This is a genomic window from Chitinophaga fulva (genome assembly GCF_012927205.1).
GTDB classification, from domain to species: Bacteria; Bacteroidota; Bacteroidia; order Chitinophagales; family Chitinophagaceae; genus Chitinophaga; species Chitinophaga fulva.
Genome location: NZ_JABBGC010000001.1, coordinates 1,770,992 through 1,796,228, shown reverse-complemented (window position 1 = coordinate 1,796,228; position 25,237 = coordinate 1,770,992). Strand labels below are relative to the sequence as shown.

The window sequence follows — 25,237 nt, the reverse complement described above, 5'->3', positions numbered from 1 at the left end:
CGGGAGAGGCTTTTTTAGTTATTCATCTTAGTGAGATGGAACTGATTAGTTAGCAGGAGCTAAGTCAACAGTACCGGATTCACCAGGAGTGTTTTGTTTGATGAAGCGACCGCGGTCGATGCCTTGTTTGTCAGCCAGGTAGTCGATCACAGAGTCAACACGACGGCTGCTCAGGTCAACACCACCTTTTTTACCTTTAGCACCTGCGTGGCCAGTAACCAGCACGTTGCAAGAAGGGTTAGCTTTCAGGGTAGAGGCAACAGAAGCGAGGATAGCTTCTTGATCACGACCTACTTTAGTAGAAGCGCCTTTGAAGGAAACGCTAGGCAGAACCAGGGTAGCGCAGGAAGCCTCAACAGGTTTGTTCTTGCAGCATTCAGGATCTGGGCATTTACCAACACCGTCAGCGTCAACTGGCTGGCAGTAAGTCGGAGTGATCAGTTGTTTGTCTTTGTAATCAGGAACGCCGTCACCATCTGTATCTTTAGCTACACCGTGAGAATCAACTGGTGCACCTGCAGGAGTGTTAGGTTCGCGGTCGAACTGATCAGTAACGCCATCACCGTCAGCATCAGGCAGAACAGGAGTAGGCAGTTTCATGTGACGAGGGTTGCTCAGCTCGCTGTAAGCGTATTCCAGCGGGTTGATCCACCAGAGCGGCTGTACGCGTTTAGAAGCGTTACCCAGGTTGAAGTTCAAACGCAGGCTGGTGTAAGAGTAGAAGTCTTTTGAAGAACCGCCAGGACCAGGATAACCATCCAGGTAAGCGTCAAAAGGCATTGTTACTTTCTCTTCAACACCGATGTTGAAACGTTTGGAAACTTTGAAAGCAATACCGGTACCGAGATCCAGCGCGTGACGAATCAGCTGGTTGTCGTTGTTACGACCGATAGAGATTCTGTTACCCTGAGAAGGAGCATTTTGCTCATACTTCTTATCTCTCAGGTTGTTCAGTTGTTTTCTGATGTCGCTACGTTTAGCACCGAAGTTGATGCCAGAGTAGTCATAACCGTTACCGTTACCATCCAGTGCGTCAACGTCTACGTCAGCAGCTACGATAGAGTAACCAGCCAGTACGTACCAGTTGATTTTAGGCTCTGCTCTGTAGAACAGGATGTTGCTCAGAGAAGCGATCATGTCCAAAGACAGCTGATGGTTCTGAGAACGGTAGTTAGGAACGATCATACCGCCGTTTCTAGCTGCGGTAGCTGCCCAAGGGTTACCAGCGGCTGCGATTGCAGGACGCAGTTTGTAATCCTGGCCTTTGTCGATAGAACCGATGTACTCAGCTCTAATGGAGAAGGTATGACCCAGTGCTTTTCTCAGGGAGATACCACCACCGAAACCAGGCTGAGGCGGAACGGTTCCGCTGATCAGGTGTAAACCGCCAGAAAGACCAAGTTCCCACATATCCCTTGGTTTACCAGGGAAATTAGATTGATGGTTCAGGAAGTTATTTTGTTGTACCAACCGCTTGCCTGACACTTTGGAAGAATCCAGTGCATCATAGCCGGTTGGTTGAACCTGTGCAAAACCGGTAGATGCTGTTAGTAACCCCACAGCGCCTGCCAGTAATAAGTACTTTTTGCTTGCCATAATTGTGTTTTATTTAAAAACTGTTAAAAATTTACTAATAACCCGTTTTTTACCTAGCAAAGGTAAATATCATAAATGAATATACAAATTTTTCTTGCAATATTATTTTCATTGATAAGTGCTTCAATATTAGAGCTTAACTGAAAGTATTTATATACCTTATTTCTACGTTAAGTTAAAGTATTGTTTAGCCCTTGTTAAAAGAATCCTTCTCCTGTGTTAAAGGAATGTTATACTTCATATACAAATTAAAGGCCAAAATGTTAAAGTTTCCCATTTAAAACCTAGCTTAGCAATCCTTTTTATTTTATACATGGACGATATCAAGCAACTGATAGGTAAGGAATTACAGGATTTTGAAGGCAAATTCGCAGATTCAGTCAAGAGCCACGTGCCCCTGCTGGACCGGATCATGCATTACATTGTAAAGCGGAAAGGGAAACAGATCCGGCCAATGTTTGTACTGCTGTCTGCCCGGCTTTTTAGTCATGAAATCGGGGAAAGCACCTACCGGGCCGCTGCGCTCGTGGAACTACTGCACACTGCCACCCTGGTGCATGATGATGTGGTGGATGATGCCAACCAGCGCCGGGGATTGTTTTCCATCAACGCATTATGGAAAAATAAAATAGCTGTCCTGGTAGGCGACTACTTATTATCCAAGGGGCTCTTACTGTCATTAAACAACAATGACTTCCGCTCTCTGCAAATCCTTTCCGAAGCGGTAAAGGAAATGAGTGAAGGGGAATTGCTCCAGATCGAAAAAACCAGGAAACTGAATATCAAAGAAGATATCTATTTTGAGATCATACGGCGCAAAACAGCCTCCCTCCTGGCCTCTGCCTGCGCTGCCGGCGCATGGAGCGCCAGCAACGACGATCACACGACGGAACAAATGCGGCTGTTCGGTGAAAAAGTAGGCATTGCCTTCCAGATCAAAGACGATCTCTTTGATTATGGTTCTGCCAAAATCGGGAAACCCACCGGCATCGATATCCGTGAAAAGAAAATGACGCTGCCGCTGATTTATACCCTCGAACATGCCACTCCTGAAACCCGGCGGAGAATCATCAACATCGTTAAAAATCATAACACGGAAAAAGACCGGGTGGAAGAAGTCATTCAACTGGTAAAAGCTTCCGGCGGGATTGACTATACCAAACAGAAAATGCTGCAATATCGTGATGAAGCCCTCGCCATCCTGCATAAGTTCCCACAGAACGATATCCGGGACGGCCTGGAATCCCTGGTAAGGTTCACCACCGACAGAACATTTTAGAAGAAAAAATCAAAAATGTAAAATAATAAATGTAAACTGTAGCTGTAATAGCTTACGCGGAAACCGCCAGCCATTACCACTTACATTATTATTTTACATTTTTCACTTTTAAAACGGTTCCTCTTACCTGACAACATAATGCAAAAACGCTGGACAGTCAAAGCATATCAACCAAACCAGGAAAAGACACTTCAATCCTCGCTCCGCATACATCCTTTGCTGTGCCGGCTGTTGGTACAACGGCATGTACATACCTATGAGGCTGCCCGCCAGTTTTTTCGCCCTACTCTTGATGATCTTCATGATCCCTGGCTGATGAAGGATATGGACAAAGCCATTTCCCGTATCGAGCTGGCATTTTTCCGCCATGAAAAAATACTCATATACGGCGATTACGATGTGGACGGCTGTACGGCTGTAGCCACTGTGTACGCTTTTCTACACAAACTCTACAATAATATCGAGTTTTATATCCCACACCGGTACCGGGAAGGATACGGCATCTCTACGGAAGGCATCGCTTATGCCCGCGACAACGACTTTAGCCTCGTGATTGCACTGGACTGCGGCATCAAATCAGTAGAACTGATCACAGCGGCCAAAGAGATGGGAATCGACTTCATCATCTGTGACCACCACCTGCCGGACGCGATCGTCCCCCCGGCGGTGGCCATCCTGAACCCGAAACAATACGATTGCCCCTATCCTTATAAGGAACTGAGCGGCTGCGGTATCGGCTACAAACTGATCTGCGCCTTCGCCCAGAAAAGAGGCATTCCTATTGAAGAAGCCAATCAATACCTCGACCTGGTGGCCACCAGCATCGCGGCTGATATTGTACCGATGACCGGGGAAAACAGGGTACTGGCTTTTCATGGACTGAAAAAAGTCAACAGCAGCCCGTTGCCAGGCATCAAGGCACTGATTACCCTCAGCGAACTGAAAGAACAACTCACGATCTCCAATCTCGTATTTGTCATTGCACCCCGCGTGAATGCGGCGGGCAGGATGGACGACGCCCGCAAGGCCGTCAACCTGTTCATAGAAAACGACGAAGAAAAAGCCGCCGCCATAGCAGCCGTACTGCACGCTGACAACTTCGACCGGAAGGAAGTAGACAATACCATCACGCAGGAAGCTGTTTCCTTACTGCAAAACGATGAATCGGTCAGTCACAGAAAATCAACTGTATTATATCAGGCACACTGGCATAAAGGTGTGGTGGGCATCGTGGCTTCGCGGCTCATTGATAAATACTACTACCGCCCTACCATCATCCTGACACAATCCAATGATGTGGTGGCCGGATCGGCCCGATCAGTCACCGGCTTCAACGTGTATGAAGCCATCCATCAGTGTAAAGACCTGCTCGTGAATTACGGCGGCCACTTTTATGCGGCAGGCATGACCCTGAAACCGGAAAATGTGCCCGCTTTCCAGCAACGCTTTGAAGAAGTGGTGGCCAGCAGTATCCGGCCTGACCAGCTCGTTCCCGAAATAGTGATCGATACAGAGATTTATTTCAGTGATATCACCAACGCCTTTTACAATATCCTCAAACAGTTTGAGCCACTGGGCCCTGATAACCTGCGCCCTGTTTTTCTGGCCAGGAATATTACCGATACCGGCTATTCCAAACTGGTAAAGGAAGAACATATCAAATTCTCTGTAAGGCAAGGCCGCACCGGCCCTACCCTTTCAGGCATCGGGTTTTACATGGCCGACAAATTCCCGATCGTCAACAGCAAAAAACCATTCGATATCGTATTCAATATCGATGAAAACGAATGGAACGGTCAAACCAGCCTGCAATTGAAAGTCATTGATATCAGAGCTTCAAATTAAGATCTGAAAAACTTACACATTAAAAATCCCCGGGTTACAGCCCGGGGATTTTTACTTGATGGATTTAACGGGTTCTACAGGATAAATATCGATAGCCAGTTTATTTCTTTTGCGCCAGTAACCAGGTATACAGTTCTGCAGTGGTGAAAGCACGTGTCCAGGCGTCGTGCCCGCCCGTGGGGTATTCCGTGTATTTTACATAGGCACTGCCCAGGTCACGCAGGGCCTTCACCATGTCTCTGGAGCCAGCCACGCCAACTGTTTCGTCATTTGCTGAATGGAAAGCCCATACCGGCATGTTTTTGATATTGGCGGCAAGTTTTACATTCCCTTTGCCGGCCACCGGCACAATAGCCGCAAATCGTTCAGGATGCGCTATCGCCCAGTCCCATGTTTGCATACCGCCCATACTTGCACCGGCGAGATATACCCTGTTGGGATCAACGCGATATTTGCTGATAACAGCCTTGTAAAATAATTCCAGGGCATCCATGTTCCACCAGCTGGTGCGGCATTGCGGCGCTACCATCACAAAGGGTTGACCATTCACCATCCTCGGCAGTGATGAATTTTTCAGCACATTTATATCGGCTCCAATGCCTGCCTGGCCATGCAGGTAAATCACTACCGGCCATTTCACTGATTCGTCAGCGTTATAACCGTCCGGTAAATAAAGCAGATAGTTGGTGATGTTGGGCCCGTTTGTGTTTACCGCTTCCACCGTAAAGCTGGCCGGGTTGGGCAGCGGAATTTCCACCGGTGGTTGTTTCACGGTGTCTTTAGGCGGTAGACTCGTAGTGTCTTTTGGTGGTTGTTTCACCGTGTCTTTGGGTGGCTCCACGGTGGTTGGCGGTGGTGTTACCGGTGGGTTTGGAGCAACATCTGATGACTTAGAACAGGCAAACAACACAAGCATTCCAATGACTAAAACATAATTCAAAATAACAATCTTTCTTTTTTTCATATAACTACAGTAAACTAAAAGTCCCCTGGCATGGCTGCCAGGGGACTGCTTTATAAGTATAAGGTTATCTCCGAATCGGGTTGAATTTTCACAAAGGAAGTGAGAATTCAGTGAAAAAAAGAATGAATGTTACGTTACCTTATCTTGATATTTTTACTTTTTTGCATTAGCCATTAATTCCACGCTTCTGTTAACGAAAGCGGTAAGATCGGCGCCTGTCAGCAGGTTTTGAGACAGCAGTGCCAGATCGGCCAGGTTTTTCACCTGTTTTTCCTGTAATCCGTTGTCTTTTTCATCCAGGATATTCAGGTAAACCGGGTGATTGGCGTTGACAGTCATATTGATTTCATCCGGCATGGCAGCGTACCAGCTCATACCGCCACCGCCCATGCTGGCCATATCTTTCATACGGCGCATGAATTCAGGACGGGTAACGATTACCGGCTGGGCATCAGCGTTCAGGCCTTTCAGTTCCACTTTGATATTGGGTTGCGTCACCTGTGCGGTGAAGATTTCTTTCAGTTTGCCTTCCTGATCAGCTGTCAGTACCGTGTTGTTATTTTCGTCCTTGTCGATCAGGTTGTCAGCGATGTCAGCATCTACACGGGTAAACTGTACATTTTCCCATTTAGCTTCGATATTGCTGATGAAAGCGGCATCCACCAGTGTTTCCATTTTAACTACTACAAAACCTTTGTTTTTGGCGGCCTGTACATAGCTGTCCTGTTGTACCGGATTGGTAGCATAGAGGATCACCAGTTTACCTTCCTTATTGGTTTGCAGTGCCTCCGCAGCAGCTTTATACTCCTCACGGGTATAGAAGGTGCCACCATCCACGTTTTCAAGCACAAGGAATTTATTGGCTTTGTCCATGAACTTATCATCGGTCATCATACCGTATTTCACGAACAGGCCGATGGATTCCCATTTCTCTTCAAAACCTTTGCGGTCGTTACGGAACATTTCGTCCAGTTTGTCCGCTACTTTTTTCGTGATATGGGCATTGATTTTCTTTACGTTCGGATCGCCCTGAAGGTAGCTGCGGCTCACGTTCAGCGGGATATCCGGGCTATCGATCACACCATGCAGCAGCATGAGGAATTCCGGTACGATGTCTTTCACTTCGTCGGTCACATACACCTGGTTGGAATACAGGTTGATTTTATCTTTCTGTATTTCGTAGCTCTTGGTGATTTTGGGGAAATAGAGGATACCGGTGAGGCTGAACGGATAATCCACATTGAGGTGAATCCAGAACAGCGGTGCTTCTGCAAAGGGATATAATTCTTTGTAGAAATTCTGGTAATCTTCCGTTGTCAGTTCACTTGGTTTTTTAGTCCACGCAGGCGTTGTATTATTGAGCTGCTGGCCTTCAAACTTAACCGGTACCGGCAGGAATTTACAGAACTTCGTGAGGATGGAACGGATGCGGCCTTCGTCCAGGAATTCTTCGCTTTCCTCATTGATATGCATCACGATTTCAGTACCTCTTTCTTCTTTGGTTACTTCTTCCAGTTCATATTCCGGGCTGCCATCGCATTCCCAGCGAACTGCCGCAGCGCCATCTTTCCAGGATCTGGAGAAGATTTCCACTTTACTGCTCACCATGAAGGAGGAGTAGAAACCAAGGCCGAAGTGACCGATGATGTTAGTACCGTTTTCCTGGCCTTTATATTTTTTCAGGAACTCTTCCGCACCGGAAAAAGCCACCTGGTTGATGTATTTATCTACTTCTTCAGCAGTCATGCCCACGCCATGGTCGGCGATGGTGATCGTCTTTTTTTCTTTGTCCAGTCTTACTTCAATGTCAATATTGCCCAGTTCTCCTTTGAATTCGCCAACGCTGGCAAGGGTTTTCAGCTTCTGTGTAGCATCTACCGCGTTACTTACCAGTTCTCGGATAAAGATTTCATGGTCTGAGTAGAGGAATTTTTTGATGATGGGGAAAATGTTCTCCGTTTGAACACGTATTGCTCCTTTTTGCATTGATATCTGATTTTTTACTGTTGACTTTTTTCAAACGATATGCCAGCCGGGTGTTAGCTGCCAAGATGTCAATTATCGTATAAAATTTTGCCCGATATACAACAGCAGTCATCACAAAGACAACAACATTCGATAAAAAAATAATATTATAAATCTCCCTAAATTAACATATAAATCATATAAAAACATTTTCAGCCGGCGGCAATTTAGTAGATTTAGATAACCAAAATACTGAATCTGATAACCCTTATTCATTTTAAATCTAATCTATGAGTAGACCTTTACGCTATCTTTTTCTTTTACTGAGCATTATTTACAGTTGCGGTGTATTTGCGCAGAGTCAGCCGCAACCCCGACAGCTGCCTTACCAGGAAAACTTTGACGCCTTGTCAGCCTCTTCCACCGTGTACCCTGACGGATGGCAGGGATGGACATTAAGCGGTGCTCCCGGCAGCAATTTCAACACTGCCGCCCCATCGGCCGACAAAGCACTGACGCCCAACGGCAGCGCCTCCGGCACAGCCAACGGTGTGTACAACTACAGCGGTAAGCTGGGCTTCCTGAACAGTGGTTCAGTAGACAATTCACTGGTACTTGCCGTTAATACCGGCGGGCAGGTAAATGTCACCGTCAGCTATGACGCTATGACCATCAGGAATCCATACGATGGTACTGCCAATACCCGCATCAATGAAATGGGATTGCAATATCGTATAGGCGATACCGGTAGCTTCCTCAATGTCAGCAGCACCACTTATCAGAATAATACCGTTACCCAGACAGGGTCTGGCATTACACTACCGCAACAGCTGCTGCATATCAGCATCACCTTACCGGCTGCCTGCAACAACCAGCCGCTGGTACAGCTCCGCTGGGTGAACCGGCAGATCAGCGGCGGAGGCTCACGTCCTTCCTTTGCGGTAGACAATATCTCCGTGGAAGGTGCTGGTGGCGACTTCACACCACCGGTTATCAACAGCCTCGTACCTGCCAACCAATCGGCCGACGTATCTCCGTCAACGCCGCTGCAGATTATCTTCAGTGAAAACGTTGCGGCCAACCAAGGCAGCCTTTATCTGCACAACAGCAGCAACGGCCACACAGATACATTTGCCATTGGTCACCCTGCCCTGAGCATTAACAATAATCAGCTCACCCTGAATAAAATACTGCGTCCTTACAGCAGGTATTATATCACTGCCGACAGCGCACTGGTGAAAGATCTTTCCGGCAATGCCTTTGCCGGTATTGCTGACAGCAGTCAATGGCATTTCAACACCGGTGCACAGCAGCTAAGCTTCGACTTTAACAACTGTACGCCTACAGGCAGCACCACTTTGAGTGGCGGTTTTACGCAATACAGTGTAGCCGGCGCACAGACATGGGCCTGCACCACTTTCGGACAAAATAACAGTAATGGGGTACAGATCAACGGCTATAGTGGCGGCGCGCAGGACAATGAAGACTGGCTGATATCGCCGGCCTTCGACCTGACCGGTTTCCAGGTGCCCCTGCTTCGGTTCAGCAGCCGTACCGCATTTACCGGTCCGGCGCTTGTACTGAAAGTATCCACAGACTATAGCGGCAGCGGCGATCCCCGCAATGCCACGTGGCATACACTGAATGGCCGTTTCCCTGCTACCGGCAGCGATGTCTGGACCACCAGTCAGGGTATCAACCTCGCCGGTTACAAAGGCGCCAATGTATATGTCGCTTTCGTATACACCTCCTCTCCGGCACTGCAGGCCGCGCGCTGGACCGTAGACGATTTCGGGCTGAAAGACACTACTGCGGCACCAGCCCCGTCCCTTACCAGCAGCCCGGCAGCCATTGACTTTGATTATGTAAAATCAGGACAGCAGTCTATCCCGCAGCTGGTCAGCTATTGGGCCAACGACTTCACCGGTGACCTGCAAATCAATGCGCCGACCGGTTTCCGTTTATCTGTTGACAGCAATAATTACAGCGCACAACTGACTATTCCGTTGGCCACCCTCAACGCAGGGCCACAGCAGGTGTGGGTGAAATTTGCCCCCACCGCCGCCAATACAGCCTACAATGGCACATTGGTTTTCAGCGCTCCGGGCTTCACCGACAGCCATATCCGGTTGAGCGGTACTTCCCTGCGTTCCCTGAAAGTGGTGAACTGGAACATTGAGTGGTTTGGCAGCCCGGTACAAAACCCTGCCAATGACAGCCTTCAGCAGGCCAATGTGACCCGCATCCTGCAATACCTAGATGCTGATATTTTCGCGCTGGCAGAGGTAGTAGACACCGCCCGCTTCCGGGCAGTCGTGAGCCAGCTGCCAGGCTACAGCTATGTGATGTCTGATTTCAGCTCCTATGCGGACAGCATTTCCGATGTGGATTATGCGCTGGCGCAAAAACTGGCCTTTGTATATAAAACATCCGTGGTCCGTAAAATACGTACCTATGGCGTATTGCGCCAGGGTGGCAGCAGTACAGCTTATTACAACTGGTCGTCCGGCCGTTTCCCTTATTTGATGGAAGCCACCGCCAAACTGGACAACGATTCCGCACGGATCAATTTTATATTGCTGCATGCCAAAGCCAATACCGGTACCAAAGCCGAAAAGCTGGTTTCCTGGGACCGCCGGAAGAACGGCGCCAAAGAGTTGAAAGACACACTGGATGCGCAGTATCCATATAATAACCTGATCATGCTGGGTGACTTCAATGATGATCTGGCGCGGACCATTACCACAGAGAGAGCGCCGGACACTACAACATCTTATATTGACTTCATGAGCGACACCCTGCATTACAAACCGTTGACCTTACCGTTGAGCCTTGCCGGGGAGCGTTCCACCGCCAGTTTCTCTTCCGTGATCGACAACGTGATCGGGTCTGACGAAACCGGTGTGGCTTACCTGCCGGCCTCTGCCAGGGTGATGCAGCAAGTACAGCAGCTGGTAAGCAGTTACAGCTCCACCACTACCGACCACTATCCGGTATTGAGCCGTTACGACCTCCGTATTTTGGCTAATCCGTTGCCGTTGAACAGCTTCGATGCCAAAGTGGATGGCGGTAAAGTACAACTGAGCTGGAACACGCCTTATGAAATCAATAGCGGGTCCTTTGTCATTGAGCGTTCCCGTAATCTGATACATTTTGCCCCTGTGGATACCGTGGCCGCACATGGCACTACCGGGGAGACACATCAATATCTCTGGTATGATGACTCACCGTGGCCGGGTATTGCCCAGTACCGCATCAAATACCAGGGACTGGATGGTACCATTAAATACAGTCCGGTGAAAACGGTACTGTTGACCGGAAAAGACCTGTGGCTGCGGTTATGGTGGTGTATTCTGGGTCATCAGTTGCAATATTGGATCGACTGGAGCAAGAACGGTCCTGCGGCTATACAGTTGATCGACATGCAGGGAAGAGTCCGCCATCAGGAACAGACCATGCTGATCAAGGGTAAGAACACCAGGGCGCTGGATGTCAGTCAGTTGCCGGCTGGTGTTTATTTCCTGCGGATACAGTCGGGATTGGATGTGCAGGTAACGAAGATTGTGGTGAACCAGTAATTTTTCTGAAAAAGCTTCATAAAAAGGCCGTTCCGGGAGTACCGGAACGGCCTTTTTCAATTTGATTTACAGCATTTTATACATTAAGACGGAGAAAAGGCAAGATATTTAGGGATTAAAAGTCAACAGAATGCGGAAATTATCAATAGTTCTGTATCTTTGCACTCCAATTTTTTTTTATTTAAAACCATTTAAACAGGGAATTATGAACTACGAATTGATGGTGATCTTTACCCCTGTGCTTTCTGAAGACGACTACAAAGCGGCTCAGAAAAAATTCGCTGACCTCGTTAAAGAGAACGGCGGAAATATAACGCACGAAAATCCCTGGGGATTAAGATCACTGGCGTATCCTATCCGGAAAAAGACTACAGGCATGTACCTTGTTCTGGAATACAGTGCGCCATCCGACCTCAATGAGAAGCTGAAAATCCAGCTTAACCGTGATGAAAATGTATTACGCCACATGATCACTGCGCTCGACAAACACGCCGTTGAGTACAACAACCGCAAAAGACATGGTGTAAATGCAGAATCTAAAACCACTGAAGCTTAATTATTATGGCAGTTAAACCAAAAAAACAAGAAATTAAGTACTTAACAGCCGTAAAAACCGAGAAACGTCAGAAGAAATACTGTCGTTTCAAGAAAATGGGCATCAGGTACGTAGATTACAAAGACGGTGAGTTTTTGAAGAAATTTTTGAACGACCAGGGTAAAATGTTGCCCCGCCGTATCACAGGTAACTCCCTGAAATTTCAGCGTAAAGTAGCCCAGGCTATTAAGAAAGCTCGTCAAATGGCTTTATTGCCTTATGTTACTGACCTTTTAAAGTAAGAAGTTATGCAAATTATCTTAATACAAGACGTAGATAACCTGGGTCAGAAGAATGAACTGGTTAACGTAAAGAATGGTTACGCCAGGAACTTCCTGATTCCGCAGAAATTCGCGGTAGAAGCAAGTCCTTCCAACATGAAGCAACTGCAGGAACGCCTGAAAGTGCAGAAAGTGAAAGAAGAGAAACTGCTGGCTGAAATCGCGAAAGTGGTGGAAGTGCTGAAAGCTTCTCCTGTTAAAATCGGCGCTAAAACCGGTACTTCCGGTAAAATCTTCGGTAGCGTTACTGGTGTTCAGATTGCCCGTGCGATCAAAGAACAGAAAGGTTACGAAATCGACCGTCGCCGCATCCACATCCTGGATGACGTAAAAGAATTAGGTACTTACAAAGCACGCCTGGATTTCGGTAAAGGCAACGAAACCGAAATGGAGTTTGAAGTAGTGGCTGAGTAGTATTTTTCCGGACAACCGGAATAAAATATTTCCCGGACTGGTGACAGTCCGGGATTTTTTTTGCCGTTTAGAAGTCATTAACAAATGGCCACTTTAGGATCAAGTCGAAAAGTTGGGGGATGGAGTAAAAACACATTGCCTGGCGACGGAAATGAGAAAGGAGTGTTTCCCTGGATATATCGCCATGGTACATACAGCACCCCTATAGTAACCCCGGGGTAAAGGTGGACTTGATTCGGGAGTGTTCCTCCACAACTTTTCAACTTGATCCCAACTTTAGGTGTGATATTTTTGGGATATATTTGTAATGTATCACCCAAATGAAACAAGAAAAAAAAATATCAACGCCTGAGCCTAAGATCATTTCCACTCTAAAGAAAATGATTGAGGACAAGAAATTGATTCATGATTACATTACGAACGGTCGTGATTTATCTGAATTAACTTCTAAAGGTATCAAGTTTGTTCAACCGTTATAACCTCTCCGAACCACACAATGGCATATATGAATTTACAACGGACCCAAACGTTGTTTATTCCGTTTATTTCAGTGATGGACATAGCTACTTCTATGACTACCCTGAATTCTGTGCCGACGTGCTGACATTGGGGTTTGTATACCACCGCTGAAAAACTCAAATCTTATTAGTATTTTCATACAATACATCACCTATTTCCGCCATTTGTATGAAAAAATACCTTTACTGTTTGCTGATACCCATTCTCTTTACAGCCTGCGGTACCCACAAGGCTAAAAAAGCACCCGTACGCCTGACTGCCATTACCATACATGGTGACAACGTCCCGCAATATTCCTTTCAGTATGATTCGGCCGGACATCTTATTAAACTGGTGCAGCACTGTACCAGCCAGGATACCAACGTCACCACGTTTACCTATGACAATACCCATCGCCTTACAGGCATGGAATCTGCATACGAAAACCATCACCAGAAAACACTCGTGCAAAAAGCTACTGTCAGCGCCTGGGACGAAGCTGGCAATATTACAGAAGTACAGTATTACGGAGCAGACAACACCCCTTTACGTTTAGCGCGTCTCACCTGGAAAAAAGGAATGCCCGCCGCCTTGAAATACATCGACTCTTCACAAGCGATGAGTTGGAACTATACCAACGGTAATCCCGACTGGAAAAATATCTGTACTGACACCCTTATTGGACATCATCAGGATACTGGTTTTTATGTGCGCTCTGCCCGGTATGAATGGGATGACACCATCAACCCGCTCCGGCCGTTGGCCAATCAGCTGGTATTGGGCCCTGGTATTGCCCCGGTGCTGTCACCCACCCCGTTGCCCGGCCTGGCCACTTTCCTGCTGCCGGTAAGTACCAACAATCCTACCCTGATAAAGATGGACGAGCAACAAACCGCTGTTTACAAAAACACGTCCCAACAATACCATCGCAATACCACTGTGCAGTTCTTTTATGCCTATAAGGATGGTTATCCACAACGGGCAACAGTGCACCTTCATTCGGAAGGATATACAAAACTGGGCTCTGATACACAGGTGAACCTCGATTACATCTATCAGTAGCTGGGGAATTATCCGTAACTTTTAACGGATGTATAGACGTACCCAATTCAGACAGATGCCTGTCACCCTACTGTTGATAGCTGCCAATGTGCTGGTGTATATCCTGACAATAATGGCCGGCATGAACCTCTGGTGGGGCAATGGAGAGCAGTTGCTGCGCTGGGGCGCCAATTACTGGCCGCTGACCATAGGCCATGGTGAATACTGGCGCCTGCTGACCAGTATGTTTTTACATGCCGGCTGGTGGCATTTGTTGACCAACATGTTGGGTCTTTTTATTGCCGGTGTTTTTCTGGAACGGGTGATCAGGCCACTCCGCTTTATTATCGCCTACCTCATTACCGGATTAATAGCCGATTATGCCAGCGTCCTGTTTCACCGCAACATGGTGGGCGTAGGCGCTTCCGGCGCTATCTTCGGCATCTATGGCGTATTCTTCGCGCTGCTCACCACCCGCCTTTTTCCGCCTGCTGCTCGCCACAATTTCCTCGGTTATATCAGCCTGTTCATTCTGTTGAACCTCCTCGCAGCCGGTTTCTCTCCAGACATCGATAATGCCGCTCATCTGACAGGGTTTCTCAGTGGTATCCTCACTGGTTATGCCTTCTATTTTACCCTTACCGAAGCTGATGGTTTACGTTTGCCCCGCAGGTGATTTTACCTATGATAATTACCTACATTTGTATTCCTAAATTCCGTACTATGATAAAAAAAATCCTATTCCTGATAGTGTTTGTTCACTTTATGTATTCGTGCAACAGCGGTAAACAATCCGGTAGTGCTGACAGCACACAGATAGTCCGCGACAGCACGGTACCGGAAGCCGGTATCAGCGCCACACCGAAATATATCGATACCATACAGGCCGGCAACAAAAAATTCCTGGTCTTCTTTATTGACAAAACGACCTATGAACAATTCCCGGCCTATCAACTCTCCGGCGACACGTCAGAAACAAACGCCCTTGCCAAAAACACGGATGTAAAACGTATTGGCCAGCAACTGGAGTTTCACCTGGCTAACGGACAACAGAAAATACGGGTCGATAATTCAGAAGATGATGATGGCTATGCGCGCTACAGTTATGCGGGCTACTATCCTGCATTACACCGGCATGGTATTTTCATAAGCTATTATGAAGCCGACGGCTTCGAACTGATCAATCCCGATAACGGTGATACACTGTATACCTGGACAGCACCAATTGTTTCTCCCGATAAAAAATACTTTATATGCCCTAACATGGATATCGAAGCCGGTTTTAATCCCAATGGATTTCAGCTGTTTGAAATCAACAACAAGGACATCCTGCTGGTCGGAGCACCAGAACTGACTGAATACGGAATTGACGAGGTCCGGTGGGTGGACAATAAAACGCTGATTGCCGTTTACCAGACTCATGAAGACATTGCGCATGACCGTAAGCGTTATGTGAAACTGGTGATGCAGTAACGCGTCGATGTTACGGTCTATTTAGTATATTTAATGACCGTAACCAAAATCGATCCTCTGCGTATGAAAAAAGTATTCTTCCTCCTGATGTTGGCAGCCGTTGTTTGCTACACGGTAAACGCTGCTGCCAACTTCACCCTGTCACAGGCGCCTACCATGAATGTTGATGGAACTGCCACCTCTATTGTTTCCAAACTGGACAAATCACTTTACCTCACAGATCAACAAAAGCCCAAGCTGCTCACGATTGTCACATCCTATCTGCAACAGAAAGTAAACATCCAGCCGTTACAACAAACTAACCAAAAAGCCTATACCACAAAACTGAACAGCATGCAGAACGGGCTGCACAACAGACTGAAACCCCTGCTCACCCTCACCCAATACACCGAGTTTATGGGACTCAAACCTAAAACATTTGATGAGACAAATGTTTTATCACAATTGTATTACTAGCATACATCCCACTAAATAAAGCCAATGAACTTTGTTATGTTTGTACGAAAAGTCACATAATTGGAGGATTGGTCAGATAAAGCGCTGGTGTCTGCGTTACAGCAGAATCAAGAAGATGCCTTCCGTATCCTGTACGACCGGCATTGGGATTTGCTTTACAGCCGGGCTTTCAGGAAAATACACGCCACCGACGATATCTCAGATATACTCCAGGAGATTTTTGCACATCTCTGGAAGAACCGCCATACACTTACCCTGAAGTCCACTCTCGTGAACTACCTGTTAACGGCACTGGACTATAAAATTATCGATTACTACCGCGCCCGTGCGGTACGGGTCAACTATTACCAACAATACCTGGAAGCGCTGGACGAGCGCCACTATCCGGTGACGGACACCGTTCAGTTCCGCGAGCTGGAATCCCTGGTACAACAGGAGGTCCAGGCCATGCCCTCCAAAATGCAGGAAGTATTTTCGCTGAGCCGCGACAAAGGCATGAGCGCCGCACAAATTGCCGGTCAACTCGACATCTCAGAGCAAACCGTCAGAAACCAGATCAGTAATGCGCTGGCGCGGCTCCGGAATAAACTGGCCCATACCTATCTTTTTTCCCGCCGGGAAAAATAATTTTTTTTCATCTGGTATATCTCTCCCTTTCAATCGACCCTTTATTAACGAGTTATGGAAAACAATGCGTTCAACAACGACCAGTTGCTGTTGTTGCTGGAAAAATACAGCAAAAACCAGTGTACTGAAGCGGAATTAGCCCAGATCAGGGAATGGTATGAGCAACTGGATATATCCGGGGAAAAAACCGATGCCCTGCCGGGATCACCGGAAGCAGCTGCACTTAAAGCCGCAGGCTGGCGAGCCATTGCTCCGGTAACACCTGTACGTAAACCTTTCTATCTGCGGCCATGGTTCAAAGCCGCGGCAGCCGTAGTACTCATAGCCGGCAGCGCCTGGGGAATCATCTACAGGAACCAACACCGGTCTACCTTCATCAGTGCCGACGCCAGTATTATCCAGCGCCGCCTTCCGGATGGTACTGCGATATGGCTGAATAAGAAAAGTAAGCTCACCTGTTATCCGGGAGATGACAGAACCGTATCCCTGGAAGGAGAAGCTTTTTTCGACGTAGCAAAAAATCCGGCACATCCCTTCGTTATCCACACTGAGCGTATGGACATCACCGTATTGGGCACCACCTTTAATGTAAAAGCATATAAAAACGACGTATCAGATGAAACATTGCTGGTAAGCGGCGCAGTGGAAATCACCCTGCGGGAACAGGAATCTTCCAAAATACGCTTACGGCCAAACGAAAAAATTATCCTGCATACAGCGTCATCCAAACAACATCCAACCACATTCTATGAAGTAAAAAACAGTGTAGCCAACCATGACAGCACACTCAACGAAACTTTATGGAGAGAAAACAAGCTGGTATTTAGTCACGAAACATTTGAACAAATCGCTGTAAAGATGGAGCGCTGGTATGGTGTAAATATCCATATTCAAGACCCATCACTGAAAAAACTGTTATTCACCGCCATCTTTGAGAATGAAACAGTGGACCAAACGCTGACAGCACTTCAGTTGTCCGCTCCTTTCCATTACCAGATAAACCAGCAAGACATTTTTATCACCAAGTAAACACCACTTATGACCTGATTACCACAGTGAACAAACTAAAAGGGGAAATGCGGACACATCTCCCCTACATCTGATCAACAGTTGCAGGGCTCCTCTCTTGGCGGACAGGGACCTGTTGCTTTTTTATTGACCAAAAGTTTTCTAAATGTATGAAAAAATCAAGGAGTTTTTTTCATGAGGGGAGTTCCTTTCCCTTCCTGATCCTTAAAACGATCATTCTAATGAAATTATCGTTCTTTATAACACTGATCACCTGCTTACAGGTATCTGCCACTGCCTACTCACAACGCTCCAGGGTCACACTAAACGTATCTGAAGTCAAGCTGATGAAGCTGTTGAAACTGGTAGAGAAAAAAACCAACTGTCGCTTTGTATACAACGACGATGCCATCGCACCTGATCTTACCGTATCCGTCAACGTAAATGACGAACCGGTAGAAACCGTATTATCCACCGTTCTGAGCAATACCGGCCTTACATTCCGTTTGTTGAAAAATGACCTCATTGTGATTGCTCCTGTAAATACCGTTATACAGGAGTTGATGGTACAGGGAAAGGTAACTGACAAGAACGGGACACCCTTAATTGGCGTAAGCATCAAAGTGGATAAAACCGGCAAAGGCACTATCAGCAATGAACGGGGCGAATTTAAACTGGAGGCGCCCGGTACCGCCAATCTTGTTTTTACCTATATTGGTTATCAACAAATGGTTATTCCTGTCAACAACAGGACTACTGTAGACGCGGTATTAACCGATGACACCAAAGGCCTGAGCGAAGTAATCGTAGTAGGTTACGGGGTACAGAAAAAAGCCAGTCTCACCGGCTCTGTAGCTACCGTCAGCGGTAAAGACATCCGCTCCATGCCTGTAGCCAATCTGTCCAACACCCTGGCTGGACGCGCCCCTGGTATCATTGCCCGGCAAAACAGCGGAGAACCTGGTAATGACGGTGCTTCACTTAGTATCAGAGGAAAGAGCACCTTCGGTTACAACAGTATGCTCGTGATTGTAGATGGTATCCAACGTAACTTCAATGAACTGAACCCGGCAGACATCGAAACGATCAGCATCCTGAAAGACGCTTCTTCCGCAGCCATCTACGGTTCCAGAGCGGCCAACGGTGTTATGCTGATCACCACCAAACGCGGCACCAGCGGAGTTCCTACCATCTCCTACAACGGATACGCCGGTTTTCAGCAGCCCACCATCCGGATGAAACAACTGAATGGCGTGCAATATGCAGAGATGTATAACGCAGGATTGGCAGCCAACGGGCAACCAGCACGGTATTCAGAAGAAGATATTAATACCATCCGCAATAATCCCGATCCTTTAAAAGGCCTTGCCAATACCGACTGGTGGAAAACCACCATGAACAATGCCGCCATGCAAACGCAGCATGACCTGAGTGTCAGAGGCGGTAACGACAAAGCCAAATACTATGTGTCCATTGGTTACCTGGACCAAAATTCGCTGTATAAATCCACCAACTACAAACGTTATAATATCCGTTCCAATGTGGATGCCAACATCGGCAAACATCTCGTGGCCTCTATAGACCTCGCAGGCCGCCTCGAACGCAGAACAGGCCCCGGCCTGGATGCCGGTACTATTTTCAACACCATTGTACGGGCTTCTCCGCTGGATGCAAATTTTTATGCCAATGGACTGCCAGGAGGTACCACAGGAGGACGCAATCCTATGCTGGACGCAACAGAAAGCGGTCACCGGCAACAGGACTGGAACACCTTTCAAAGTAATTTCGCTTTGAAATACAGCGTTCCCGGTGTGGAAGGCCTGTCTATCAAAGGCGTCGCTGCTTTCGATAAAAAAATGTTATACGAAAAGCAGTTCTCCACACCATACTCTTACTATAAGTACAATGCGTCTACAAAGGAGTATGATAAAATTACCCGCGCCGGAAATATCAACCTGACCCAAAATTCCGAACAACAGGCTGGTATTACCACTCAGGCGATCGTTAACTACATCCGCTCTTTTGGTAAACATGATGTAGATGGTACTTTACTGTACGAGACCTACAATTACCGGATGGATAAAATGCAGGCGTACCGTGAGCAATTCGACAGCCCATTGCTCGATGAATTATTTGCCGGTTCCAAAAGCGGCCTAAATAACGATGGTACGGCAGATGTTTACTCCCGTGCAGGTGTGGCCGGACGCTTCAACTACGCCTATGCACACAAATACCTGTTGACAGCCACTTTCCGGTATGACGGTTCGCTGAGCTTTGCCAGTGATAAACGCTGGGGCTTCTTCCCGGGTGTATCTGCCGGCTGGGTGGTCTCAGAAGAAAACTTCTTCAAAAACAATGTACGCACTGTAGACTACCTGAAGATAAAAGCCTCCTATGGTCAGCTGGGAAATGACAGCGTACGCGCATTCCAATACCTGCCTTCTTACTATGCCGGTTCCGGCTCCGGAATTACATCTGTTTATATCATTGATGGAAAACCTTACAATGGCATTTTTTCAGCAGGTTACCCTAACCAATCCATCGGCTGGGAAATTGCTACCACTACAGATATCGGCTTTGAAACATCTTTATGGAACCGGCTGCTGACACTGGACGCCGGCTATTTCTACAAACGTACCAGCAATATCCTGCGGCCCAGAACAGCTTCTGTTCCCGGCACCTTCGGAGAACAACTGCCTTTCCAGAATGTGGGCATTGTAGACAACCATGGATTTGAAGTGGAGATAGGTCATGAAAACCGTATCGGAAAAGTAAACTACAACGCACGCGGTACTTTTACCTTCGCCCGCAATAAAGTCATCTTCATGGACGAAGCCGCCAATATCCAGGAATCACTGCGGCAGACAGGCCGCCCCTTCGATCAATACACCGGCCTGGTAGCGTTGGGATTATTCCAGAGTGAAGAAGAGATCAAAAGCGCACCCAAACAATATAACTTCCAGCCCAAGCCCGGCGACATCCGTTATGCCGATATCAATGGCGATGGCGTCATTAATGACCAGGACCGTACTGTAATTGGTCGCAGTAAAGTGCCGGAAGTGGTGTATGGCCTCAATCTTGGCGCATCCTGGAATGGCTTCGACATCAGTATGCTGTGGCAGGGAGCTACCAACTTTAACACCTACATCAGTGCGGAACTGGCCTATCCTTTCTTCAATATCTCCAACCCGATGACTTACATGCTGGACTACTGGACTCCCGATAACCGCGGAGCGGAGTTTCCCCGGCCTGTTATCAATGGTAATGCCAACAACCTGAAAGCCTCCTCTTTCTGGCTGCGCGATGCCAGCTATCTCAAATTGCGCAGCCTCAACATCGGGTACACACTTCCTGCCGGATGGATGAAACAGGCTCGCATACAACAGGCACGCATATACGTAGCTGGCACCAACCTGTTAACGTTCTCCAAGCTGAAAGGGCTCGATCCCGAAGTACCTTCCGATACACGTGGGTATTATCCGCAGCAGCGCAGCGTAAACATTGGCGTAAACCTGACTTTATAATTTATCGGTTAACCGAAAACTAGGAAAGAGACATGAAAAAGATATACATACAGCTGGTACTTTGGGCAGTCGTAACAGGATTGTTTTCCTGTACAAAAATGAACCAGTCGCCGGTAAACAGTCTTTCAGACGAAATTGTATGGAAAGACCCTAAACTGGTACAACTCTACATTGCAGATATCTATAAGAACCTGCCGATTGGTTTTGATGTTACACCGGACGGCACTGCCACCCTTGCCTGTATTACAGATGAAGCCAGGGGCAGTTATGGCTGGCTAGAAGCCAACCTGCTGCAGATCAATGGCAAATACACTTCCATCAATGCGCCACTGGACATCTGGAGCGACACTTACAAAAGCATCCGTAAAACAAACGTTTTCTTTCAACAGATAGCAAGCGTTCCAAACTTATCAGAAAGCGACCGGAACAATCTCATTGGCCAGGTTAAATTCCTGCGTGCATTCTACTATTTTGAGCTGGTAAAACGTTACGGTGGCGTACCGCTGATCACCCAACCACAAACGCTTACAGAAGACCTGATGGTGAAACGTGCAGATACCACAGCGATATACGATTTTATTGCCGCAGAACTGGATGATGCCACCAGCAAACTGCCTGCCACTGCCAAAGCCGGTCTAGCTTCCCGGTGGACAGCCCTCGCATTGAAAAGCCGCGCCATGTTATACGCCCGCAAATGGGACGCATCGGCGAAAGCATCCAAAGAGATCATTGACAACGGAGGCTTCAGCCTGGTGTCCAACTACAGTTCTCTTTTCAACACCAAACAGCAGGCATCATCAGAAAGTATTTTTGAAATACAATACCTGGACCCCAGCCGCGTGCATAACTATGACGCGATGAATGTTCCCTATTTTGACAATCCGGGTGATTATACCAGTCTTACCCAGCCTACACAGGAAATGGTAGACGACTATGAAATGCAGGCCACCGGTAAAGCTATCACTGATGCAGCTTCCGGCTATGACCCGCAACAGCCGTACAAAGGCCGCGATCCCCGTTTTTACGCCACCATCCTGTATGAAGGCGCTCCCTGGAAAGGGCGGGTGATTGAAACGCGTGTAGGCGGCACCGATGAAATTGTTGGCCGTAATACCACCAACGACAATACGAAAACCGGTTACTATATCCGTAAATATCTCGACGAGACATTGTCACTGGATAAAATCTGGAGCAGTACCCAAAGCTGGGTGGAATTCAGGTTGGGAGAAATCTACCTGAATTATGCAGAAGCCATGAACAACCTGAACGATCCGGCCACTGCCAAAAATTATGTTGACCTTATCCGTGCCCGCGCTAAAATGCCACCAACACCAGCAGGGCAAGGACAAGCACAGATGAGCAACATCATCATGCATGAAAGAAAAATTGAACTGGCTTACGAAAATCATCGCTACTGGGACCTCCGTCGCTGGCGCACCGCCGTTAGCGTGCTGAATGGTAAAACGTTCCATGGCATGCGTATCACACTCAATAATGGCGTATACCAGTACGAAGTGGTAGAAGCTGATCTGGGCGCCTCTTCTCCCAGGGTATTTACCGACGCTTATTACCTGCTTCCCATCCCGAAAACAGAGCTGGAAAAAAACAAGGAACTGACGCAGAACGAACCATGGTAAACATCCTCCGGATTTATTAACTTCATGCCATCAACAAAAAGCCCTTTGCTTTGTGCAGAGGGCTTTATAAATAACAGGAACAATGAAATATCAATGCTTCGCCGTATTGTCAGGTTTGCTATGGCAGACAGCCACGGCTCAACACGTAGCTGATTCCGCTGCTTTTGCCAAAGTAGCGGCTTCCGTAAAAACAGTACCCGCCATTAACAAAAACACACGGCAACTTCCGCTCCCTACAGCACCTGCCGGTTATTCGTTACAGCTAAAAGGGACAGACAGGCTGCCTGTCATCGATCAGCAGGGACGTATCACCACCCCGCTCGTCGATGCGCCTGTCAGCCTTTATTTTGTGCTGCAACGCCACCAGGACAACGCACAGATGGACGTTCCCAATATTACCGTCACCGTACCCGGAAAATATGCTACCAATACCGGCAACCCGCGGCCTTTTGTGATACCTGCCTTACGCGAATGGTGTGGCGGGAAAGGATCGTATACGTTGCCCGCCACCCCGGCGCTCGTGATAGATCCCCGGGACACCGCAGCATTGTTGCCCGGTGTAACTGTCTTCAAAGAAGATCTCCAACTGCTGACAGGCATTCAACATATCAGTATACGGACAGGGCAGCCACGTAAAGGCGATATCTTTTTCAGTTTACAATCCACAGACCCGCAACTGGGAAAAGAAGGTTATCAGCTGGAAATAGCCGGAGATATCCGTATACAGGCCACGCATGCGCAGGGCGCATTCTGGGCCACGCGCACGCTGCTGCAAATACTGGAACAGGACGGGCAGCATCGTCATATTCCACAGGGCATCACCCGTGACTATCCCAAATATGCCGTTCGTGGATTTGTGCTGGACGTAGGCCGTAAATTCTTTTCCATGGCGTTTCTCCGGCACTATGTAAAATTCATGGCTTACTATAAGATGAATGATTTCCACATTCATCTCAATGATAACGCCTTTGAGAAGTTCTTCGGCAACAACTGGGACAGCACTTATTCCTCCTTCAGACTGGAAAACAATACCTTCCCCAACCTTACCGCGAAAGACGGCAGCTATTCAAAGAAAGCCTTTATCGCTTTGCAGGACCTGGCAGACAGTTGCGCTGTTAAAATCATCCCTGAAATTGATGTACCGGCGCACTCGCTCGCGTTCACCAAAGCAGTACCACAAACTGCCAGCCTCCTATACGGAAGGGACCACCTCAATCTTGACAGTGCTTCCTACGATATGATCGATAAAGTATTCCGGGAATACCTGCAAGGGCCGGAAGCGGTGTTTAAAGGCGATGAAATACATATCGGCACAGATGAGTATTCAAAAAAAGAAGCGGAGAAATTCAGGGCATTTACGGACCATTACATCCGTTATGTGGAAAGCTTCGGCAAAAAGGTACGCATGTGGGGCTCGCTCACCCATGCACAGGGCACTACACCTGTAAAATCGGCCGGCGTGACCATGAATGCGTGGTACAACGGTTATGCAGACCCGGCAGACATGATGCGTCAGGGATATGATCTCATCAGCACACCCGATGGATGGTTGTATATCGTTCCCGCTGCCGGTTACTATCACGATTACCTGAACATCGCTAAAATATACCAGCAATGGGAGCCCAATATGATCGGAGAAGCGGTATTCCCCATGGGACATCCGCAGATAAAAGGCGGCTCCTTCGCTGTCTGGAACGATCATGCCGGTAACGGTATCACCGAAAAGGATGTGCATGACCGCGTATTTCCCGCGATGCAGGTGCTGGCCGAAAAAATGTGGAATGGCCATACCACACAAAGCGACTATCAACAGTTTGCCACCAACAGCCGGTCGATAGGAGAAGGTCCCGGATTGAATATGCGGGCTAAAATAACAAGCAAGGATACCGTTGCGTTGCACTATGATTTTTCCAACAATCAAATCAGTGATATCAGCGGCAACAGCAGAGCTGCGCTGGAACAACATCGCGTGGTCATCTCCCAAAAACAAACACTGGTGTTACAGGGCGGCAACAGCTATGTAAAAACGCCGTTAACAGAAGTGGGATATCCGTACAGTATTGAATTTGATATTAAACCGGATGCAGACAACCGTCCGGGAGCTGTTATCTTCTCCTCTCCCAATGCTGTGGTTACGCTACTGCAACAGGAAACCGGTAAACTGGGATTCTCACGGGAAGGCTATCATTACCACTTCAACTACACCCTTCCTGTCGGCACATGGACTCATGTTAAGCTCACCGGAAATAACAAGGGCACTTCCCTATTTATCAATGGTCAGTTAACCGAAAAGCTGGAGGGCGCCATGCGGTCATTCCCCAATATCAAAGATAAAAACGCCATCATTCAAACACTTGTTTTTCCATTGCAGATGATCGGCGATACCGTGAACGCTTTTAAAGGAGAAATTGATAATCTTAAAGTGATACAAACCCGTTGATTTTATAACAACAGTA

At 47.5% G+C, this 25,237-nt stretch carries 18 protein-coding genes; 15 read left to right on the top strand and 3 right to left on the bottom strand.

Annotated features, from left to right (window positions below; all coding sequences use genetic code 11):
* Positions 1-45: 45 nt before the first annotated feature.
* Positions 46-1,596, bottom strand: coding sequence for an OmpA family protein (locus HHL17_RS07550; RefSeq protein ID WP_169224134.1), 1,551 nt, complete (start codon positions 1,594-1,596; stop codon positions 46-48).
* A gap of 313 nt (positions 1,597-1,909) precedes the next feature.
* Here HHL17_RS07550 and HHL17_RS07545 point away from each other — a divergent pair, with 313 nt between their 5' ends.
* Entirely contained in the window at positions 1,910-2,875 is a 966-nt protein-coding gene (locus HHL17_RS07545) for a polyprenyl synthetase family protein (RefSeq protein ID WP_169224133.1), read from the top strand.
* Between the two features lie 138 nt (positions 2,876-3,013).
* Entirely contained in the window at positions 3,014-4,720 is a 1,707-nt protein-coding gene (gene recJ, locus HHL17_RS07540; protein WP_169224132.1) for a single-stranded-DNA-specific exonuclease RecJ, read from the top strand.
* Positions 4,721-4,820: 100 nt separating this feature from the next.
* Here recJ and HHL17_RS07535 read toward each other — a convergent pair whose 3' ends face one another.
* Both HHL17_RS07535 and htpG read right to left on the bottom strand, forming a co-directional pair.
* On the bottom strand, positions 4,821-5,636 hold the full coding sequence (locus HHL17_RS07535; protein ID WP_169224131.1) for a carboxylesterase family protein: 816 nt from the start codon (positions 5,634-5,636) through the stop codon (positions 4,821-4,823).
* A gap of 201 nt (positions 5,637-5,837) precedes the next feature.
* Complete coding sequence (gene htpG / locus HHL17_RS07530) at positions 5,838-7,670, bottom strand: molecular chaperone HtpG (RefSeq protein WP_169224130.1); 1,833 nt, start codon at positions 7,668-7,670, stop codon at positions 5,838-5,840.
* A gap of 269 nt (positions 7,671-7,939) precedes the next feature.
* Between htpG and HHL17_RS07525 the strand changes: the two genes are divergently transcribed.
* From HHL17_RS07525 to HHL17_RS07465, 13 genes are all read left to right on the top strand, one after another.
* Positions 7,940-11,227 (top strand): T9SS-dependent choice-of-anchor J family protein, encoded by a 3,288-nt coding sequence (locus HHL17_RS07525; RefSeq protein WP_169224129.1) that lies wholly within the window; start codon positions 7,940-7,942, stop codon positions 11,225-11,227.
* 205 nt (positions 11,228-11,432) lie between these two features.
* A complete protein-coding gene (rpsF, locus tag HHL17_RS07520) occupies positions 11,433-11,783 on the top strand; it encodes a 30S ribosomal protein S6 (RefSeq protein WP_206155933.1) in 351 nt (116 codons plus the stop codon).
* 5 nt (positions 11,784-11,788) lie between these two features.
* Complete coding sequence (gene rpsR / locus HHL17_RS07515) at positions 11,789-12,064, top strand: 30S ribosomal protein S18 (protein WP_078668863.1); 276 nt, start codon at positions 11,789-11,791, stop codon at positions 12,062-12,064.
* A 6-nt stretch (positions 12,065-12,070) separates the two neighbouring features.
* Complete coding sequence (rplI, locus tag HHL17_RS07510) at positions 12,071-12,517, top strand: 50S ribosomal protein L9 (RefSeq protein ID WP_078668864.1); 447 nt, start codon at positions 12,071-12,073, stop codon at positions 12,515-12,517.
* Positions 12,518-13,204: 687 nt separating this feature from the next.
* Positions 13,205-14,077, top strand: a complete 873-nt coding sequence (locus tag HHL17_RS07505) for an RHS repeat domain-containing protein (protein WP_169224128.1) — start codon at positions 13,205-13,207, stop codon at positions 14,075-14,077.
* Between the two features lie 28 nt (positions 14,078-14,105).
* Positions 14,106-14,732, top strand: a complete 627-nt coding sequence (locus HHL17_RS07500) for a rhomboid family intramembrane serine protease (protein ID WP_169224127.1) — start codon at positions 14,106-14,108, stop codon at positions 14,730-14,732.
* Positions 14,733-14,779: 47 nt separating this feature from the next.
* Entirely contained in the window at positions 14,780-15,529 is a 750-nt protein-coding gene (locus tag HHL17_RS07495; protein WP_169224126.1) for a hypothetical protein, read from the top strand.
* Positions 15,530-15,592: 63 nt separating this feature from the next.
* A complete protein-coding gene (locus tag HHL17_RS07490) occupies positions 15,593-15,985 on the top strand; it encodes a hypothetical protein (RefSeq protein ID WP_169224125.1) in 393 nt (130 codons plus the stop codon).
* 60 nt (positions 15,986-16,045) lie between these two features.
* Positions 16,046-16,612 carry an RNA polymerase sigma factor gene (locus HHL17_RS07485; protein ID WP_169224124.1) on the top strand — a complete coding sequence of 189 codons (567 nt, stop codon included), beginning with the start codon at positions 16,046-16,048 and terminating at the stop codon, positions 16,610-16,612.
* 54 nt (positions 16,613-16,666) lie between these two features.
* Positions 16,667-17,641, top strand: a complete 975-nt coding sequence (locus HHL17_RS07480; protein ID WP_169224123.1) for a FecR family protein — start codon at positions 16,667-16,669, stop codon at positions 17,639-17,641.
* A 221-nt stretch (positions 17,642-17,862) separates the two neighbouring features.
* Positions 17,863-21,144 carry a TonB-dependent receptor gene (locus HHL17_RS07475; RefSeq protein ID WP_169224122.1) on the top strand — a complete coding sequence of 1,094 codons (3,282 nt, stop codon included), beginning with the start codon at positions 17,863-17,865 and terminating at the stop codon, positions 21,142-21,144.
* 32 nt (positions 21,145-21,176) lie between these two features.
* Positions 21,177-22,781 carry a RagB/SusD family nutrient uptake outer membrane protein gene (locus HHL17_RS07470; RefSeq protein WP_169224121.1) on the top strand — a complete coding sequence of 535 codons (1,605 nt, stop codon included), beginning with the start codon at positions 21,177-21,179 and terminating at the stop codon, positions 22,779-22,781.
* A gap of 82 nt (positions 22,782-22,863) precedes the next feature.
* On the top strand, positions 22,864-25,221 hold the full coding sequence (locus tag HHL17_RS07465; RefSeq protein WP_206155932.1) for a family 20 glycosylhydrolase: 2,358 nt from the start codon (positions 22,864-22,866) through the stop codon (positions 25,219-25,221).
* Positions 25,222-25,237 lie beyond the last annotated feature (16 nt).

Bases quoted from the DNA above. Each gene is read 5' to 3' on its own strand.
- HHL17_RS07550 (WP_169224134.1), bottom strand. From the start codon at position 1,596: ATGGCAAGCAAAAAGTACTTATTACTGGCAGGCGCTGTGGGGTTACTA.
- HHL17_RS07545 (WP_169224133.1), top strand. From the start codon at position 1,910: ATGGACGATATCAAGCAACTGATAGGTAAGGAATTACAGGATTTTGAA.
- recJ (WP_169224132.1), top strand. From the start codon at position 3,014: ATGCAAAAACGCTGGACAGTCAAAGCATATCAACCAAACCAGGAAAAG.
- HHL17_RS07535 (WP_169224131.1), bottom strand. From the start codon at position 5,636: ATGCTTGTGTTGTTTGCCTGTTCTAAGTCATCAGATGTTGCTCCAAAC.
- htpG (WP_169224130.1), bottom strand. From the start codon at position 7,670: ATGCAAAAAGGAGCAATACGTGTTCAAACGGAGAACATTTTCCCCATC.
- HHL17_RS07525 (WP_169224129.1), top strand. From the start codon at position 7,940: ATGAGTAGACCTTTACGCTATCTTTTTCTTTTACTGAGCATTATTTAC.
- rpsF (WP_206155933.1), top strand. From the start codon at position 11,433: ATGAACTACGAATTGATGGTGATCTTTACCCCTGTGCTTTCTGAAGAC.
- rpsR (WP_078668863.1), top strand. From the start codon at position 11,789: ATGGCAGTTAAACCAAAAAAACAAGAAATTAAGTACTTAACAGCCGTA.
- rplI (WP_078668864.1), top strand. From the start codon at position 12,071: ATGCAAATTATCTTAATACAAGACGTAGATAACCTGGGTCAGAAGAAT.
- HHL17_RS07505 (WP_169224128.1), top strand. From the start codon at position 13,205: ATGAAAAAATACCTTTACTGTTTGCTGATACCCATTCTCTTTACAGCC.
- HHL17_RS07500 (WP_169224127.1), top strand. From the start codon at position 14,106: ATGTATAGACGTACCCAATTCAGACAGATGCCTGTCACCCTACTGTTG.
- HHL17_RS07495 (WP_169224126.1), top strand. From the start codon at position 14,780: ATGATAAAAAAAATCCTATTCCTGATAGTGTTTGTTCACTTTATGTAT.
- HHL17_RS07490 (WP_169224125.1), top strand. From the start codon at position 15,593: ATGAAAAAAGTATTCTTCCTCCTGATGTTGGCAGCCGTTGTTTGCTAC.
- HHL17_RS07480 (WP_169224123.1), top strand. From the start codon at position 16,667: ATGGAAAACAATGCGTTCAACAACGACCAGTTGCTGTTGTTGCTGGAA.
- HHL17_RS07475 (WP_169224122.1), top strand. From the start codon at position 17,863: ATGAAATTATCGTTCTTTATAACACTGATCACCTGCTTACAGGTATCT.
- HHL17_RS07470 (WP_169224121.1), top strand. From the start codon at position 21,177: ATGAAAAAGATATACATACAGCTGGTACTTTGGGCAGTCGTAACAGGA.
- HHL17_RS07465 (WP_206155932.1), top strand. From the start codon at position 22,864: ATGAAATATCAATGCTTCGCCGTATTGTCAGGTTTGCTATGGCAGACA.